Source organism: Pseudonocardia sp., from assembly GCF_050250275.1.
Lineage (GTDB): Bacteria > Actinomycetota > Actinomycetes > Mycobacteriales > Pseudonocardiaceae > Pseudonocardia.
Window position 1 is genome coordinate 1 of the sequence record NZ_JBFWOY010000032.1, and the last position, 15,638, is coordinate 15,638.

Sequence of the window (15,638 nt, forward strand, 5' to 3'; positions counted from 1 at the left end):
TCCTCGTCGGCGTCCCCACCCCCGACATGACCTTCGACATCCCGATGATCGAGATCTTCGGCCGCGGTGGCGCCACCAAGTCCTCCTGGTACGGCGACTGCCTGCCCTCCCGCGACTTCCCCATGCTGATCGACCTGTACCTGCAGGGCCGGCTCCCGCTGGACAAGTTCGTCTCCGAGGAGATCGGCCTCGACGCCGTCGAGGAGGCCTTCCACCGCATGGAACGCGGCGAGGTCCTCCGCTCGGTCGTGGTGCTCTGACCTCCCGCCGGGACGGCGGCCGACCGTGCGGGTCGGTGCGGCAGCGGTCCGCTGCATCACGAAGGTCTGATTCCTGTCGTGGCGGGTAGGTGTCGGTCGACCGTCCCCGGAAACGACAGGGAGATCGACATGGGTACCGACACGGACCGCCGGACCGCCCACCGCGTCGCGGCCGCCGTGCTGGCGGCAGCACTCGCGACCGTCGTGGTGGCGGGCTGCCAGGGCGGCTCGCGCAGCGGCAGCGACAACCCGGGCGCGGCCGTCGCGACCCCGACCGCGGTCGCACCGCAGAAGACGTCGGTCAACGACGCATCGGAGAAGGACCTGGCTGCGACGTTGCGCGACGCCGGGGTCGGCGATGCCGCCGGGTGGGCACAGACGCTGGTGGCGTACCGGCCCTATCCCGCCGGTGACGCCGGTACCACGCGGATCAAGGAGGTCCTGGGCCAGTTCCAGGCCGACGCGGACACCGTCGCGAAGGTGACGGCGACCGTGACGTCCTGACCTCGAGCGTTCGACCCGCTCCGTCCGTCGGTGCGTCCGGGCCGGACGCGAGAGCGGTGCCCGTCAGGGCCCGTCGACGGGCCCGCCGGCGCCGGTCTGCTCGCGTTCCCGTTGCGCTCCCGTCCCGAGCTTCCCGTCGTCGACGGGGTGGGGCGTCCCCAGGTGCTCGCGGTGGTCGGGGCGGTCCGGTTCGGTCGTGCCGGGGCCGGGGTCGAGGCGGTCGGGGTCGAGGCGGTCGAGGAGCCGGATGCGCACGAGGCGGTGCACCAGTTCCGTGACCCCGCCCCGCGGGGTCTGGCCGTCGAGCTCGCGCAGGGCACGGCGCACCTCGGCGCGCACGTCCGCGGCGTCGACCCGGCCGCCGAACTCCGCCAACAGTTCCCGGGTCGCCTGCTCACCGATCCCGTCCGACATCCGCGTGTCCTTCCGTCGACGGCGCCACGCACCCACCCCGGCGGCGGGGGCCGACCGCCGGCGCCGGGGCGCCCCGCACGCCCCCTGCTGAACCCCCGTGACAGTGCCGGGGTACCCGCCGGCAGCGGTCTCACCCGTTGCGCGGCAGCAGCTCGCGCAGCTTCGTCCGGATGCCCTGGGCCACGAGGTGACCTGCGTCCGGGTCGCCCTTGAGGACGGCCTGCAGCACCGAGACCGCCTGCTCCGGTGTCGCGTGCGGCGGGATCGGGGGCACGTCGGGGTCGCAGTGCACGTCGATGAGCGACGGCCGGTCCGCGGCGAGCGCCGCATCCCATGCGGGGCCGAGCGCGTCGGGGTCGTCGACGGTCACGGCGTGCAGCCCGATGCCTGCGGCGAAGTCGGCGTAAGAGACGTCGGGCAGCGCCTGCGACGCGTCGAACCGCGGCGCCCCACCCATCGCCCGCAGCTCCCAGCTGACCTGGGTGAGGTCGTTGTTGTGCAGGACGCACACGATCAGCCGCGGGTCGGCCCAGCGTGGGGCGTAGCGGGCGATGGTCAGCAGCTCGGCGAGGTTGTTCATCTGCATCGCACCGTCCCCGACCAGGGCGATCGCGGGCCGGTCGGGGTGGGCGAACTTGGCGCCGATCGCATAGGGCACCGCGGCGCCCATCGTCGCGAGCGTGCCCGACAGCGAGCACCGGACATCGCCGTGGACCTTCAGCAGCCGCGCGTACCAGTTGGCGACGGAGCCGGAGTCGGCCGCGACGATCGCGTCGGCGGGAAGCCGCTGCGAGAGCTCCTGGACGATCCGCATCGGGTTGACGGGCTTCGCGTCCAGCATCGACTGGGACTCGACGGTGCGCCACCAGCTCGCGACGTTCGACTCGACGGTCTCGCGCCAGGCCCGGTCGGCCGGCCCGGACAGCCGCGGCAGCAGCGCCCGCAGCGTCGTCGCGGCGTCACCCACGAGGTTCACCTCGGTCGGGTACCGCATTCCGACGACCCCGCCGTCGAGGTCGATCTGCACGGCCCGCGCCGTCGGTGTCCCGTCCTTGTACTCGGGCAGGAACTGGCTGTACGGGAAGCCGGTGCCGATCATCAGCAGGGTGTCGCAGTCGCGCATCAGCTCATAGCTCGCCCGGGTGCCGAGCAGTCCGATCGCACCGGTCACCCACGGCAGGTCGTCAGGCAGGACGTCCTTGCCCAGCAACGCCTTCGCCACGCCCGCGCCGAGCACCTCGGCGACCGCGGTGACCTCGGCCGCGGCACCGCGCGCGCCCTGACCGACGAGGATCGCGACCTTCTCGCCCGCGTCGAGCAGCTCCGCGGCCCGGTCGAGCTCGTCGTCGGGCGGCACGGCCGCCGGCGCCCGCAGGACCGTGGTCCCACCCGCCGGGACGTGCTTGAACTCGTGCTCGGGGGCGCTGTAGGTCAGCTCCTGGACGTCGCTGGGCACGATGATCGCGGTCGGCGCGCGTCGGGTCAGCGCGGTGCGGAACGCCCTGTCGACGGCGTTGGGCAGCTGTTCGGGGACGTCGACCTCGACCAGGTAGGCGCCGGCCACGTCGGCGAACAGGGTGTGGAGGTCGACCTCCTGCTGGTAGGCCCCACCCATCGCGCTGCGCGCGGTCTGCCCGACGATCGCGACGACGGGAACGTGGTCGAGCTTCGCGTCGTACAGGCCGTTGAGCAGGTGGATCGCGCCGGGGCCCGACGTCGCCGCGCACACCCCCACTCCACCGGAGAACTTGGCGTGGCCGACCGCCGCGAGCGCGGCCATCTCCTCGTGGCGGACCTGGACGAACGCCGGGTCGTCGTCGGCCCGGCCGAATGCCGTCACGAGCCCGTTGATGCCGTCACCGGGGTATGCGAACACCTCCCGCACACCCCAGTCGCGCAGCCGCGCGAGCAGCACGTCGCCGACGGTGTCCGCCATCTGTCACCTCGTCATCCGCTCCGGTGTCGCGCCGCGGACCCGGTGGCCCGCCCGCACGACGGCTACCCCGCACGCGGCCGGCCACACGTGCGGGTCACCGCGTCCCCGCCGCCGCCGGTCACGCGTGGCGGGTCAGGGCAGTTCGGGCGGGTGGACGCGGCGGTGCACCGCGCGGATCGCCGCCCGGTAGAGCGGTCCCGCGGCGCCGGAGGCCGCGAGCGCCGCACGGGCGGCGTTGGCGCCGGGGGCACCGTGGACGGCACCGCCGGGATGTGCCGACGCGCCGGCGAGGAAGAGCCGATCGACGGGGGTGTCGGCGCGGCCGGTCCCCGGCGTCGGCCGGAACACGAGCTGCTGGTGCAGGGCGGCCGTCCCGGCGTTGATGGCGCCGTCGACGAGACTCGGGTTGCGCGCCTGCAGGTCGGCCGGTCCGGCGATGCTGCGGGCGCGGACCAGGCCGGCGAACCCGGGGGCGTTGCGCTCGACGACGGCCTCGACGAGGTCGGCGTGCCGGCGGACGTCGTCGGCGGTCCAGCCGAGGTCGCGCGGGACGTGGGTGTAGGCCCAGGCCGACTCCGTGCCGGCGGGTGACCGTGTCGGGTCGGTCGTGGTCATCTGCCCGAACAGCACGAACGGCTCCCGGGGCACCCGGCCCGCGGAGAGGTCGGCGGCGTAGCCACGCAGCCCGTCGAGGCCCACGCCCAGGTGCACCGTCCCCGCGTCGCGGGCTCCCGGCGCGGTCCAGGGCACGGGGCCGTCGAGCGCCCAGTCGATCTTGACGGTGGCGAGGTCCCAGTCGAAGCGGCGCAGGTCGTCGACGAACGCACCCGGCAGGTGTTCCTCCCCCACGAGGTCGCGGTACAGCAGCGGCGCGGCGACGTCGGCGAGCACCGCGCGCCGGGCGCGGACCGCGACCCCGTCGCCGTCACGGACGCCCAGCGCTCTGCCGCCGGCGACCAGCACCCGGCGCACCGGGCGCCCGACGTCGATCCGGCCGCCGCGACCGCCGAAGCGGCCGACGAGCGCGTCGGTCAGCCGCCCCGCCCCACCCTCCGGGACCGGGAAGCCGACGTCCTGGCCCAGCATCGTGAGCAGCCAGCCGAAGACGGCGCTGCCGGGTGCGTCGGGACCGACGTCGGTGTGCAGGGCGTTACCCGCCAGCAGCAGGGCGGCGCCGTCACCGGCGAAGTGCTCGCGGCCGAACGCGGCGGCGGGCTGGACCAGCATCCGCGCGAACCGCAGCGCCTGCGCGGTGCCGAGGGCACGCAGCAGCCGCGGTGCGCCGCGCACCGGCGGGAACGGGCGCAACACGGTGTCCAGCAACGGGTCCCGGATGCGCTGCCACTGCGCGACGAGCCCCCGCCACGCGTCGCCGTCGCCGGGTGCCCAGGCGTCGAGCCCGGCGGCGGTGGTGTCGAGGTCGCGGGACAGGACGACGCACCGGTCGTCCGGGGTGACGTGGGCGAGGACCGCCGGGGCGTGGCACCACCGGAGACCGTGCTGTTCCAGGTCGAGCTCGCGGAGCACGGGCGAGGCCGCGCCGAGCGGGTAGAAGGCGCTGAACAGGTCGTTGACGAACCCGGGCGCGGTGACCTCCGCGCTGCGCACGGCCCCGCCGGGAGCCGCCGACGCCTCGCAGACCAGTACGTCCCAGCCGGCGTCGGCGAGGATGTTCGCGGCGACGAGCCCGTTGTGCCCGGCGCCGACGACGACCGCGTCGACGACGGTGTCGCTCACGTGACGCCCCGCCGCGTGGCGATGGCGCCGAGGCGGGCCAGCGCCTCCCGGTTGCGGGGCGCGAGGACCCGGGCCTGCAGGGCGCGCGGGACGAGGGCCAGCGGCCCGGAGTCGGCGTACTCGACCATCTCGACGTGGGTGCCGGCGGCGACGGGCCGCAGTGTCAGCCGGATCCGGGCCGAGCCCGTCGGCCACAGGTGCGCCCTGAGCTCGAGGAGCTCGTCCGGGCGCACGGCGACGACCTCGGTGTGGTCGTGCGCCTGCAGCGGCCAGGCCCCGACGCTGTGGTGCAGCCGGGACCCGACGGCGGGCCAGTCCTCGTCGACGTCGCGCATGTGCGTCGCACCGACCACCCACAGCGGATAGCTCCAGCCGTCGGTGAGGACCGCGAAGACGCGTCCGGGTGTCGTCGGCACGGTCAGCTCGACCGTCATCGCACACCACCTCCGGAGCCGGTTCTACCCCGCACCGGGGCCGCCCGAACGTCCGACGCGTCGCTGCCGCGCGTGCCACCATGCAGACAGCAGTCCAGGCGCACGAGGAAAGGTCCCGACGTGGCCGCCGACCCGCACACCGCCGATCCGTCGGAGGAACCCGCCGACGACGCCTGGAACCGTGCCGCCCGCGACGAGACGGAGACCGAACGGCTCGACCGCAACTGGAACGACCTGTTGCAGGAGCTGCGCGTCGCCCAGACCGGCGTGCAGCTGCTGACCGGGCTGCTGCTCACCGTGCCGTTCCAGAGCCGCTTCCCCGACCTGGTCACCCATCAGCGGGTCGTCTACCTGGTGGCGACCGGGCTGTCGATCACGGCGACCGGTCTGCTGATCGCACCCGTCCTGCTGCACCGGCTGCTGTTCCGCCGTCACGCCCGCGGCCCGCTGGTCGCCGCCGGGCAGATGTTCGCGGTCGGCGGCCTCGCGACGCTGGGCCTGGCCGTGGTCGCGGTCCTCGACCTGATCTTCGACGTCGTGCTCGGCGCCGCCGCCGGGGTCGTGGCCGCCGCGGCCGGGCTGGCCGTGTTCACCGGGTTGTGGCTGCTCTTCCCGCTGGTGATGCGGCGCCGCTTCGGCTGACGGGGGCGGCGTCGGCGACCGGCCTGCGGGCGACGACGAGCCGTCCCGCGACGGCACCGGAGTCGAGGAGCCGACCGAGGCGGGCCTCCTGCTCGTGCATCCGGGTCCACGCGGCGTCGTCGCCGTGCCGGTCACGGACGAGGTCGTCGGCCGCGTCGGCCCGGTCCTGCCAGTCACGCGGGGCGGCGGGCAGGTCGGCGACGTCGACGGCCGCGTCGGCGTCGAGCCCGGCGCCGGTGAGCAGGGCGGCGACCTCGACGTCGGTCGGGAAGCTGTTGCCCTCCGGCGCGTCGACGACCTCGCCGCGGGCGACGAGCACGAACAGACCCACCCGGCCCCCCGGCGCGACGATCCGCCGCAGCTCGTGCACCAGCCGGGCCTTCGCCTCGGTCGTGCACACGACGCCGAGGCACCAGACGACCGGCGCGGCGGCGTCGGCCACCGGGACGGCCGTGCCGGTCGCGACCGCGACGGGCAGGTCGAACATCCGCCGCGCCGCGGCGCACGCGCCCGGCTGCGGTTCGACCACGACGGGCACCGCGCCGCGTTCGTGGCGGGCCCAGGCGGCGGGGCCGCCCATGCCCCCGCCGACGTCGACGAGCACCGAGCCCGGACCGAGGTGGGTGTGGTCGGCCAGCCAGGCCAGCCCGGCCGGGCCGACGCTGCCCCGGCAGGCCGCCGGGATCGCGTGGTCGGTCCCCAGCGCGGCCACCGCCCCGGCGATCCAGCGGGGCATGACGTCGAACTCGGCGTCCATGGGCTCGCCGCCGGCGGCGTCCGCGCTCACGCGGCGTCCTTGAGCGCGCGCCCGACGGCCGCCTTCACCGCGGCGCCCTCCGCCGGTCCTCTCGCCGAGGCGAGGCCCGACAGGTTGACCCCGACGACTCCGTCGACGGCCAGCAGGGCCCGGGCCTGTTCGACGGCCTCGGCGATACCGGCCTCCACGGGGTCGGGTGCCGACAGCACGGTGGCGACGCGGTCAGCGTCGAGGTGCAGGCCGGGGAACGCCGCGAGCACCCTCGCCGACCGCTCGTCGGTGTAGACGGCGACGCCCGCGAGCAGCGGCAACGTCGCCCCGGCCGCGCGGGAACGGTCGGCGAAGTCGGCGAGGCGCGTCGGCCCCGGCACGTGGTTGAGGACGGCGAACTGTGCACCGGCGCGCTGCTTCTGCGCGAGACGCCCCGGTCGCAGCCGCAGCGGCGGCGCCCCCGGTGACTCGGGGACCCCCACGGCGAGACCCGCCGCGGCGGCGTGTGCGGCCAGCGTGGTCCCGTCCAGGTCGAACACCTGCGTCACCTCCGGCCGGACCCCGGCGGCGCGGGCGTCACCGGTCGCGCAGAGCACCGCGGCCGGACCTTCCCCGGCGAGCCCGGCCAGTTCCTGGTCGAGGACGACGCGGTTGCGGTCCCGGCAGGTGAGGGTCACGACGGGCGCACCCCCGGCATCCCGGACGAGCGCGGTCATCTGCGTCGGGGGGAAGTCGGGCCGGTTGTGGTGCTCGCCCACGAGCAGGCCGTCGCAGGTTCCGGCGAGGGTGCGGACGACTCGGGCGAGGCCCTCCCGGTCGAAAGGTGGCAGGGTCAGGTCGGTGAGCACGACGGGTTCCGCGGCCAACAGGGCCGGTACGCGGCGGCGCGGCGGCGGCGCGCCGTCCCACGCGACCGGCTCCTGGAGCGTGGCGAACGGGCAGCGCACCGCCCCGACCTCGCACGACAGGTCGGCGCGCACTCCTCCGCACGGTCCGAACCGCATCCGCTTCGGGCACAGCACCGCACGTCCCGTCGTCATGACCGGGCTGGTACCCCGCGCGTCGGGGTTTCACGCCAGGCGGGCCGGGTACCGACCCGGCATGCCGGCTCTCTGCGTCGTGACCCCGAACCGCACGTCGACGTCCTCGTCCGGGGGGTCGGGGACGCGGGAGCCGGTCGACGGGGTGAGGGCCGCGCGCTCCACCCGCGTGCCGGTCGCCTCCGACGTCGTGGCGCTCGGGGCCCGGCAGGACCCGGCCGCGTCATGAGGTGGCCGCTTGCGCGCCAGCTCACCGGCGGCGACCGTCTCGGCCGCGGTGCCGCCGCCCGGTCCGCCCGTACCGACGCGCTGCGCGCCCGCACCGCCGACGCGGACACGGTCACCGACTCGGTGTGCCCGTTCTGCGCGGTCGGCTGCGGCCAGAAGGTGTGGTCCCGCGAGGGCACGGTCACCCACGTCGAGGGTGACCCCGACTCCCCCATCAGCCGTGGGCGGCTGTGCCCCAAGGGTTCCTCGACGCTGTCGCTGGTCACCTCGCCGCTGCGCGCGACGACGGTGCGCTACCGCCGCCCGCACGGCACGCAGTGGGAGGACCTCGACCTCGACACGGCCGTCGACATGATCGTCGACCGGGTCCTCGACACCCGGCGCCGCACGTGGCAGGACACCGACGAGCAGGGCAGGCACCTGCGTCGCACGATGGGCATCGCGAGCCTCGGAGGGGCGACCCTCGACAACGAGGAGAACTACCTCATGAAGAAGCTCTACACCGCGATGGGCGCGGTGCAGATCGAGAACCAGGCCCGTATTTGACACTCCTCCACGGTCCCCGGTCTGGGGATCTCCTTCGGTCGCGGCGGGGCGACGAACTACCAGCAGGACCTCGTGAACTCCGACTGCATCGTCATCCAGGGCTCCAACATGGCCGAGGCGCACCCGGTCGGCTTCCAGTGGGTGATGGAGGCGAAACGCAAGGGCGCCACGGTGATCCACGTCGACCCGCGGTTCACCCGCACCTCGGCGGTCGCCGACCTGCACGTCCCGATCCGGGCGGGGACCGACATCGCGTTCCTCGGCGGACTCATCCACCACGTGCTGGAGAACGAGGCGTACTTCACCGAGTACGTCCGCGCGTACACCAACGCGCCGATGCTGCTGCGTGCGGACTTCGCCGACACCGAGGACCTCGACGGCCTGTTCTCCGGCTTCGACCCCGAGACCGGCACCTACGACACCGAGACGTGGCAGTACGAGGGCGGGACGGCACCCCCGGCGTCGGGCCGGCGCGACCTCGGGCTGGACGACGACCGGGACGGGCACGGCGACGAGCAGGCCCACGAGCACGAACGCGGGCAGATCGCCGGGTCCGGCGGGTCCCCCGTCCACACCCACCCCGGACGCGACGACACCATGACCGACCCGCGTTGCGTGCTGCAGGTGCTGCGCCGCCACTACTCCCGCTACACCCCGGAGATGGTCCACGAGGTCTGCGGCATCCCGCCGCAGACGTTCCGGCGGGTGGCCGAGGCGCTCGTGAACAACTCGGGCCGCGACCGCACCAGCGCGTTCTGCTACGCCGTGGGCTGGACCCACCACACCGTCGGCGTGCAGTACATCCGCGCCGCGGCGGTGCTGCAGTCGTTGCTGGGCAACATCGGCCGTCCCGGCGGCGGGATCCTGGCGCTGCGCGGGCACGCGAGCATCCAGGGCTCCACCGACATCCCGACGCTGTTCGACCTGCTCCCCGGCTACATCCCGATGCCCAACGCGCACCGTGACGAGGACCTGGCGACGTTCATCGAGTCGAACTCGGCCACCAAGGGTTTCTGGGGCGACATGGACGCCTACACCGTCAGCCTGCTCAAGGCGTGGTTCGGCGACGCCGCGACGGCCGACAACGACTGGTGCTTCGACCACCTGCCCCGCCTCACCGGCGACCACTCCTCCTTCCACACCGTCATGGACCAGATCGACGGGAAGGTGCCCGGCTACTTCGTGGTCGGGGAGAACCCGGCCGTCGGCACCGCGAACGCGCGCCAGCAGCGGGCCGGGCTCGCGAACCTCGAATGGCTCGTCGTGCGCGACCTGAACATGATCGAGACGGCCACGTTCTGGAAGGACGGCCCGGACATCGAGACGGGCGAGATGCGCACCGAGGACATCGCGACCGAGGTGTTCTTCCTCCCCGCGGCCGCCCACACCGAGAAGGACGGCACGTTCACCAACACCCAGCGGCTGCTGCAGTGGCACCACAAGGCCGTCGAGCCGCCCGGGGACTGCCGCAGCGACCTGTGGTTCTACTACGAGCTCGGCCGGCGGCTCAAGCAGCGCCTGGCCGGCTCCGCCGATCCGCGCGACCGCCCGCTGCAGGACCTGACCTGGGACTACCCGGTCGACGACACCGGCGAGCCGAGCGCCGACGCCGTCCTGCGCGAGATCAACGGCGCCGATGCCGACGGCAACCCGTTGCCGGGCTACACCGCGCTGCGCAACGACGGCTCGACGAGCTGCGGCTGCTGGATCTACTGCGGCGTCTACGCCGGCGGCGTCAACCGCAGCGCCCGGCGGCGGCCCGGCGGCGAGCAGGACCTCGTCGCCGCCGAATGGGGCTGGGCGTGGCCGATGAACCGGCGCGTCCTCTACAACCGGGCCTCGGCCGATCCCGACGGGAAGCCGTGGAGTGCGCGCAAGGCGCTGATCCACTGGGACGCCGAGGACGGGCGGTGGACCGGCGCCGACGTGCCGGACTTCCCCGTCGACACCCCGCCCGACTACGAGGCCCCCGCCGACGCCCGGTCGGCGGCGGCGATCGGCGGCGCCGAACCCTTCGTGATGCAGGCCGACGGGCGCGCCTGGCTGCACGCCCCCGCGGGCCTCGCCGACGCCCCCCTCCCGACGCACTACGAGCCGGCCGAGTCCCCGATGCGCAACGCGCTCTACGGCCGGCAGGCCAACCCGGCCCGGCAGCACTTCGACCGGCCCGACAACAGGCTGCACCCGGCGCCGGGGACCCCGGGTTCGGAGGTGTTCCCGTTCGTCTTCACGACGTTCCGCCTCACCGAGCACCACACCGCGGGCGGCATGAGCCGCTGGACACCGCACCTGACCGAGCTGCAGCCGGAGATGTTCCTGGAGGTGTCGCCGGCGCTCGCCGCCCAGAGGGGCCTGCAGCACGGCGGCTGGGCGCACGTCGTCACCGCGCGGTCGGCGATCGAGGGCCGCGTCCTCGTCACCGAACGCGCGAAACCGTTGCGCCACGGCGACCGGGTCGTGCACCAGATCGGGGTGCCGTGGCACTGGGGCGCCAACGGCCTGTCCACCGGCGACGCCGCCAACGAGCTGCTGGGCGTCGTGCTCGACCCGAACGTCCACATCATGGAGACCAAGGCCGCGACCTGCGACATCCGCCCCGGGCGACGCCCGCGCGGCCCGCAGCTCGTCGCGTTCCTCGCCGACCGCCGGCGTGCCGCCGGCCTGGAGGACTGACATGGGCAGGCTCTCGGGCCCGCTGGCCGACCCCGCGTCGGACGCCGGCTACGTCGACCATCCCGAGCGGGTGGGGTTCTTCACCGACACCTCCGTCTGCATCGGGTGCAAGGCCTGCGAGGTGGCGTGCAAGGAGTGGAACGCGCTCCCGGCCGAGGACGACGTCCTCACCGGGATGAGCTACGACAACACCGGCCGGCTCGGCGCGAGCACCTACCGGCACGTGGCGTTCGTGGAGCAGACCGTCGACCTCGGGATGCCGGGCGGTCCCCCCGGCGACGACGGCGACGCCACCGAGGTGCGCTGGCTGATGTCGTCGGACGTGTGCAAGCACTGCACCCACGCCGCCTGCCTCGACGTCTGCCCGACCGGGTCACTGATCCGCACCGAGCACGGCACCGTGCTCGTGCAGGAGGACATCTGCAACGGCTGCGGCTACTGCATCCCCGCCTGCCCCTACGGGGTGATCGACCAGCGTCCCGGCGACGGCCGCGCGTTCAAGTGCACGATGTGCCAGGACCGTCTCGGCGCGGGCCTGATGCCGGCCTGCGCCACGGCGTGCCCGACGGAGTCGATCCGTTTCGGCCCGCTCGACGAGCTGCGCGCCGAGGCCGACGAACGCCTCGCGACCCTGCACGGCCAGGGTGTCGGCGAGGCCCGCCTCTACGGCCACGACCCCGACGACGGGGTGGGCGGCGACGGCGCGTTCTTCCTGCTCCTCGACGAGCCCGAGGTCTACGGCCTGCCCCCGGACCCCGTGGTGACGACGCGCGACCTGCCGTCGATGTGGCGCCACGCGGCGGCCGCCGCCCTGACGGTGGCGGGCGTGGTCGCCGCCGCGTTCGCGGGCGGGCGGGGTGCGCGATGAGCCCGAGGCGCGAGCGGGTGATGGTGCCGGAGGCGGAGTTCACCTCGTACTACGGGCGGCCGATCCTCAAGCCACCGGTGTGGAAGGTGCCCGACGTGCCCGCCTACCTCTACCTGGGCGGGGTCGCCGGGGTGTCGGCGTCGCTGGCCGCACTCGCCGATGCGACCGGCCGGTCCTCGCTGCGCCGCACCGGCCGCCTCGCCGCGGCGGTCGGGGCGAGCGCCAGCGTCGGTTTCCTCGTGCACGACCTCGGGCGGCCGGAGCGGTTCCTGAACATGCTGCGCGTGCTCAAGCCGACGTCGCCGCTGTCGGTCGGGTCGTGGATCCTCGCGCCGTTCGGCACCCTCGCGGGCGCGACGGCCGCGTCCGAGCTCACCGGGATAGCGCCCGGTCTCGGCCGGATCGCCGGTGTCGGCGCCGGGGTGCTGGGGCCGGCGATGACGACCTACACCGCGGTCCTGCTCGCCGACACCGCCGTTCCCGCATGGCACGACGCCCACCGGGAGCTGCCGTTCCTGTTCGCGGGCAGCGCGCTGGCGGCAGGCGGCGCGACCGCGCTGCTCGCCCGGGACGCGGGACCCGCGCGGCGGGTCGCGGTCGCCGGGGCCGCGCTGGAGCTGGCCGCGACGACCGTCGTCGAACGTCGGGACCGCTTCTCCGCGAAGGCGTTCCGCACCGGCCGGGCCGGATCGGTGCTGCGCGCGGCCCGGGTCGCGACGGCCGTGGGCGGCGCCGCCGCCATCGCGGGTGGGCTCGTCGGCGGCCGGGCGAGCCGGGTCGTCGACGGTGTCGCCGCGCTCCTGCTCAACGCCGGCTCGGTCGCCACCCGCTACGGCGTGTTCGAGGCCGGGATGGTGACCGCGCGCGACCCCGCCTACACGGTCGTGCCGCAGCGGCAGCGGCTCGCCGCACGTCAGCCGGCGACCGAGGCAGCCGGGGAGTCCGACGGCGCCGTCACCACCGACGGGGACCCGGACAGCACCGCGTCGAGGTCGTCGCACAGGTCGCCGACGGAGTCGTAGACCGCCAGGGCCCCGGCGGCACGCAGTTCGGCCGCGGAGAACCCGCCGGTCCGGACGGCGACGCAGTCCTGCCCCGCCCGGGCGGCCGCCTCCATGTCCCACACCGTGTCGCCGACGACGAGCGCGTCACCCCCGCCGACCCGGTCGAGGGCGGCCGCCACCAGGTCGGGCTCGGGCTTGGTCCGCTCGACGTCCTCGCTCGTCGTCGACGCCTCGGCGAGCTCGCGGCCGTCGAACAGGTCGAGGTAGGCGGCGACGTGGTCGGGCTTGCCCGAGCTGGCCAGCACGACCTTCGGTCCGCGGTCGCCGACGGCACGCAGCAGCTCCCGCACCCGGTCGAACGCGGCGACCTCGCCCAGCATCGGCTCGAACTCCTCCGCCCAGGCCGCGCGCAGCGTGTCACCGTGCTCGCGTTCGGCCTCGTCACCGGCGACGGCGGCGACGAGCTGGTCGCCGCCCATGCCGATCGCGCGGTGCAGCCGCCACACCGGCAGCGTGATCCCGACCCGGCGGAACGCCCGGTACCAGGCCAGCGCGTGCTGGTAGTTGGTGTCGACGAGGGTGCCGTCGACGTCGAGGACGACCGCGTCGTAGGCCGGCTCCCGGCCGCTCACGACGCGCCGTCGCGCCGGACCTCGGCGCCCGTCTCTCCCGCGAAGCCCTCGTCCTGGCCCGCAGTGCGGCCGACGAACTCCTCCGAGCGACCGACGCCGGTGGTCGAGGCGCTGTCGCCGCCCTCGGTGACGCGCCCGCCGGTCTCGCGGGTGCGGGCGACGTCCGGGTCCGGACGGACGTCGTCCTCGGCGGTGCGGGGTTTACCGAACAGGGATCGGAGCCGGTCGAACACAGCTGACCTCCAGGACGAGTGCGGACCGGGCCCGTGGGCGGGGTGCAGGACGATCTCCGTCCGGCACCGGGAACCGCCCGCGTGCTCGGGGCCCGCCGCCGCTCCTCCGTGTCGTGGGGTGGGTGGGTCGCTGGTCGGTCTACCCCGCTGTCGCCGGATCACACCTCGACGTCGGACACCGCGATCACACCTGGACGGGACCGATGCCCGGCGGGTACGTGGCGTGGGTGCTCGGTGCCGGTCGCGCAGGCCGGTCAGGCGCCGGGGGTGGCTCGCGGCCCGGGTGCGCGGCGACTGCCCACCCAGGCCGAGGCCACGGCCAGCGCGTCCTCCGCGAGCGCACCGGGCAGGTCGGTGCCGAAGCGGCGCGCCAGTGCGGCCCGCAGGCGGACCCCGCCGACGGCCGCCGCCCCGGCCGCCGCCGTCGCCACCAGCGCGTTCACCGCGGTCCAGCGGTCGGGGCCGGCGCCGTCACGGCGGTCGGCGGCGACCGCGGCGACCGGCGCCAGGAGCAGCCGGGCCACCAGGGCGGGCGGGTCGCTGCGCGGTGGGGCGGCGGGCAGCTTGTCGACGACGAGCTCGCCCGCCGCAGCGGCGCAGGCCGCGACCCTCGCCGGGGTCGACACGGCCCGGTGCAGCGGTGCCGGGTCCGTCGGCACGGCCGTCACGACGAGCGCGGCGGCCGCGGACATGCTGCGGGCACCGGTGGCGAGCCCGATGGCCAGGGCCCGGACCAGCATCGCCGGCGCCGGTACCCGGCCGGGCGCCGACACCGCCGCAGGGTCGGCCCCGGTCCCCGCGGCGTCCACGGCGGCGCCGTCGTGGGTGCTCACCGGACATCCGGGCAGGTCGAGAGGGCCCGCGGTGCCCGGTGCCGGGGCTCCCGCGGCACCGGTCGCGGGCCCATCCGGAGAAGTCGCATGCGCAGCCACTACCCCACCGTGGCCCGACGAACCACCGGACCGATCACGTTTCGCCCCGCGCTCCCCGGGGCACGCCATCGCCAGACGTGATCGCGGCCCCGCATCCGTACACCGCACATCCGTACAGCCCCGCGTCCGTACACATCGCATCCGTACACACCGACAGAAACTCGGGAGAGAGGAACCATGACCCACAACGCCCGCGTCCACTACACCGTGCCCGGTCTGGACGCCGAGTCCGCCGGCAACGTGATCACCCTGCTGCAGGGTCGGCTCAACGCGCTCAACGACCTCGCGCTCACGCTCAAGCACGTTCACTGGAACGTGACCGGGCCGCACTTCATCGCCGTCCACACCATGCTGGACCCGCAGGTCGACGGGGTGCGGGCGATGGTGGACGACGTCGCCGAGCGCATCGCCACCCTCGGTGGCTCGCCGGTCGGGACGCCGGGTGAGCTGGTCGAGCAGCGGAGCTGGGACGACTACTCGATCGGTCGTGCCGACGCGATCGCCCACCTCGGTGCGCTCGATCTGGTCTACACCGGCGTGATCGGGGACCACCGGTCCGCGATCGACGCGACCGACAAGCTCGACCTGGTCACCCAGGACATGATGATCGCGCAGGCCGGCGAGCTCGAGCAGTACCAGTGGTTCGTCCGCGCGCACCTCGAGTCCTCGGACGGGCGGCTGAGCACCGAGGCGGCCGACACGGAGAAGGACGCCGCGCAGAAGGCCTGATGCCGGTCGGCCACCGGTCCCGGGCGGGCGTCGCGATCGCGGCGCCCGCCCGTTTCTGTGCCGGGACCACCGCCCCGC

At 74.8% G+C, this 15,638-nt stretch carries 15 protein-coding genes and 1 pseudogene; 7 read left to right on the forward strand and 9 right to left on the reverse strand.

Annotation, left to right across the window (positions count from 1 at the left end; genetic code table 11):
* Both AB7F12_RS24720 and AB7F12_RS24725 read left to right on the forward strand, forming a co-directional pair.
* Positions 1-260: pseudogene (locus tag AB7F12_RS24720) on the forward strand (S-(hydroxymethyl)mycothiol dehydrogenase); the annotation flags it as partial.
* A gap of 129 nt (positions 261-389) precedes the next feature.
* A complete protein-coding gene (locus tag AB7F12_RS24725) occupies positions 390-764 on the forward strand; it encodes a hypothetical protein (protein WP_428501879.1) in 375 nt (124 codons plus the stop codon).
* Positions 765-827: 63 nt separating this feature from the next.
* Here AB7F12_RS24725 and AB7F12_RS24730 read toward each other — a convergent pair whose 3' ends face one another.
* The 4 genes from AB7F12_RS24730 to AB7F12_RS24745 form a co-directional block, all read right to left on the reverse strand.
* Entirely contained in the window at positions 828-1,178 is a 351-nt protein-coding gene (locus AB7F12_RS24730) for a hypothetical protein (RefSeq protein ID WP_428501880.1), read from the reverse strand.
* A gap of 130 nt (positions 1,179-1,308) precedes the next feature.
* Positions 1,309-3,114 carry a thiamine pyrophosphate-requiring protein gene (locus AB7F12_RS24735; RefSeq protein ID WP_428501881.1) on the reverse strand — a complete coding sequence of 602 codons (1,806 nt, stop codon included), beginning with the start codon at positions 3,112-3,114 and terminating at the stop codon, positions 1,309-1,311.
* A 132-nt stretch (positions 3,115-3,246) separates the two neighbouring features.
* Positions 3,247-4,851 (reverse strand): phytoene desaturase family protein, encoded by a 1,605-nt coding sequence (locus tag AB7F12_RS24740; protein ID WP_428501882.1) that lies wholly within the window; start codon positions 4,849-4,851, stop codon positions 3,247-3,249.
* The gene (locus AB7F12_RS24745) at positions 4,848-5,285 is read right to left on the reverse strand and encodes an SRPBCC family protein (protein WP_428501883.1); all 438 of its coding nucleotides are present in this window, start codon (positions 5,283-5,285) and stop codon (positions 4,848-4,850) included. The genes AB7F12_RS24740 and AB7F12_RS24745 overlap by 4 nt, the downstream gene beginning before the upstream one ends.
* A 120-nt stretch (positions 5,286-5,405) precedes the next feature.
* Between AB7F12_RS24745 and AB7F12_RS24750 the strand changes: the two genes are divergently transcribed.
* Positions 5,406-5,927: a DUF6328 family protein gene (locus AB7F12_RS24750; RefSeq protein WP_428501884.1), complete on the forward strand. Its 522-nt coding sequence runs from the start codon at positions 5,406-5,408 to the stop codon at positions 5,925-5,927.
* Here the strand turns inward: AB7F12_RS24750 and AB7F12_RS24755 are convergent.
* Positions 5,875-6,714, reverse strand: a complete 840-nt coding sequence (locus tag AB7F12_RS24755; RefSeq protein ID WP_428501885.1) for a methyltransferase domain-containing protein — start codon at positions 6,712-6,714, stop codon at positions 5,875-5,877. The two genes, AB7F12_RS24750 and AB7F12_RS24755, sit on opposite strands and share 53 nt — an antisense overlap.
* The gene (locus AB7F12_RS24760; RefSeq protein WP_428501886.1) at positions 6,711-7,715 is read right to left on the reverse strand and encodes a methylenetetrahydrofolate reductase; all 1,005 of its coding nucleotides are present in this window, start codon (positions 7,713-7,715) and stop codon (positions 6,711-6,713) included. Before AB7F12_RS24760 ends, AB7F12_RS24755 begins: the two co-directional genes overlap by 4 nt.
* A 225-nt stretch (positions 7,716-7,940) precedes the next feature.
* Here AB7F12_RS24760 and fdh point away from each other — a divergent pair, with 225 nt between their 5' ends.
* The 3 genes from fdh to nrfD are packed head-to-tail and all read left to right on the forward strand — an operon-like array spanning position 7,941 to position 13,052.
* The gene (fdh, locus tag AB7F12_RS24765; protein ID WP_428501887.1) at positions 7,941-11,162 is read left to right on the forward strand and encodes a formate dehydrogenase; all 3,222 of its coding nucleotides are present in this window, start codon (positions 7,941-7,943) and stop codon (positions 11,160-11,162) included.
* A gap of 1 nt (position 11,163) precedes the next feature.
* A complete protein-coding gene (locus AB7F12_RS24770; RefSeq protein WP_428501888.1) occupies positions 11,164-12,030 on the forward strand; it encodes a 4Fe-4S dicluster domain-containing protein in 867 nt (288 codons plus the stop codon).
* Positions 12,027-13,052, forward strand: a complete 1,026-nt coding sequence (gene nrfD / locus AB7F12_RS24775; RefSeq protein ID WP_428501890.1) for an NrfD/PsrC family molybdoenzyme membrane anchor subunit — start codon at positions 12,027-12,029, stop codon at positions 13,050-13,052. The genes AB7F12_RS24770 and nrfD overlap by 4 nt, the downstream gene beginning before the upstream one ends.
* Here the strand turns inward: nrfD and AB7F12_RS24780 are convergent.
* From AB7F12_RS24780 to AB7F12_RS24790, 3 genes are all read right to left on the reverse strand, one after another.
* Positions 12,944-13,666 carry an HAD family hydrolase gene (locus AB7F12_RS24780; RefSeq protein WP_428501891.1) on the reverse strand — a complete coding sequence of 241 codons (723 nt, stop codon included), beginning with the start codon at positions 13,664-13,666 and terminating at the stop codon, positions 12,944-12,946. The two genes, nrfD and AB7F12_RS24780, sit on opposite strands and share 109 nt — an antisense overlap.
* On the reverse strand, positions 13,663-13,899 hold the full coding sequence (locus tag AB7F12_RS24785; RefSeq protein WP_428501892.1) for a hypothetical protein: 237 nt from the start codon (positions 13,897-13,899) through the stop codon (positions 13,663-13,665). The genes AB7F12_RS24780 and AB7F12_RS24785 overlap by 4 nt, the downstream gene beginning before the upstream one ends.
* A gap of 254 nt (positions 13,900-14,153) precedes the next feature.
* Positions 14,154-14,732, reverse strand: a complete 579-nt coding sequence (locus AB7F12_RS24790) for a hypothetical protein (protein ID WP_428501893.1) — start codon at positions 14,730-14,732, stop codon at positions 14,154-14,156.
* Between the two features lie 276 nt (positions 14,733-15,008).
* Here AB7F12_RS24790 and AB7F12_RS24795 point away from each other — a divergent pair, with 276 nt between their 5' ends.
* Positions 15,009-15,560 carry a Dps family protein gene (locus AB7F12_RS24795; RefSeq protein WP_428518008.1) on the forward strand — a complete coding sequence of 184 codons (552 nt, stop codon included), beginning with the start codon at positions 15,009-15,011 and terminating at the stop codon, positions 15,558-15,560.
* The last annotated feature ends 78 nt before the right edge of the window (positions 15,561-15,638 follow it).

Bases quoted from the DNA above. Each gene is read 5' to 3' on its own strand.
- nrfD (WP_428501890.1), top strand. From the start codon at position 12,027: ATGAGCCCGAGGCGCGAGCGGGTGATGGTGCCGGAGGCGGAGTTCACC.
- AB7F12_RS24795 (WP_428518008.1), top strand. From the start codon at position 15,009: ATGACCCACAACGCCCGCGTCCACTACACCGTGCCCGGTCTGGACGCC.
- AB7F12_RS24745 (WP_428501883.1), bottom strand. From the start codon at position 5,285: ATGACGGTCGAGCTGACCGTGCCGACGACACCCGGACGCGTCTTCGCG.
- AB7F12_RS24760 (WP_428501886.1), bottom strand. From the start codon at position 7,715: ATGACGACGGGACGTGCGGTGCTGTGCCCGAAGCGGATGCGGTTCGGA.
- AB7F12_RS24730 (WP_428501880.1), bottom strand. From the start codon at position 1,178: ATGTCGGACGGGATCGGTGAGCAGGCGACCCGGGAACTGTTGGCGGAG.
- AB7F12_RS24725 (WP_428501879.1), top strand. From the start codon at position 390: ATGGGTACCGACACGGACCGCCGGACCGCCCACCGCGTCGCGGCCGCC.
- AB7F12_RS24770 (WP_428501888.1), top strand. From the start codon at position 11,164: ATGGGCAGGCTCTCGGGCCCGCTGGCCGACCCCGCGTCGGACGCCGGC.
- AB7F12_RS24735 (WP_428501881.1), bottom strand. From the start codon at position 3,114: ATGGCGGACACCGTCGGCGACGTGCTGCTCGCGCGGCTGCGCGACTGG.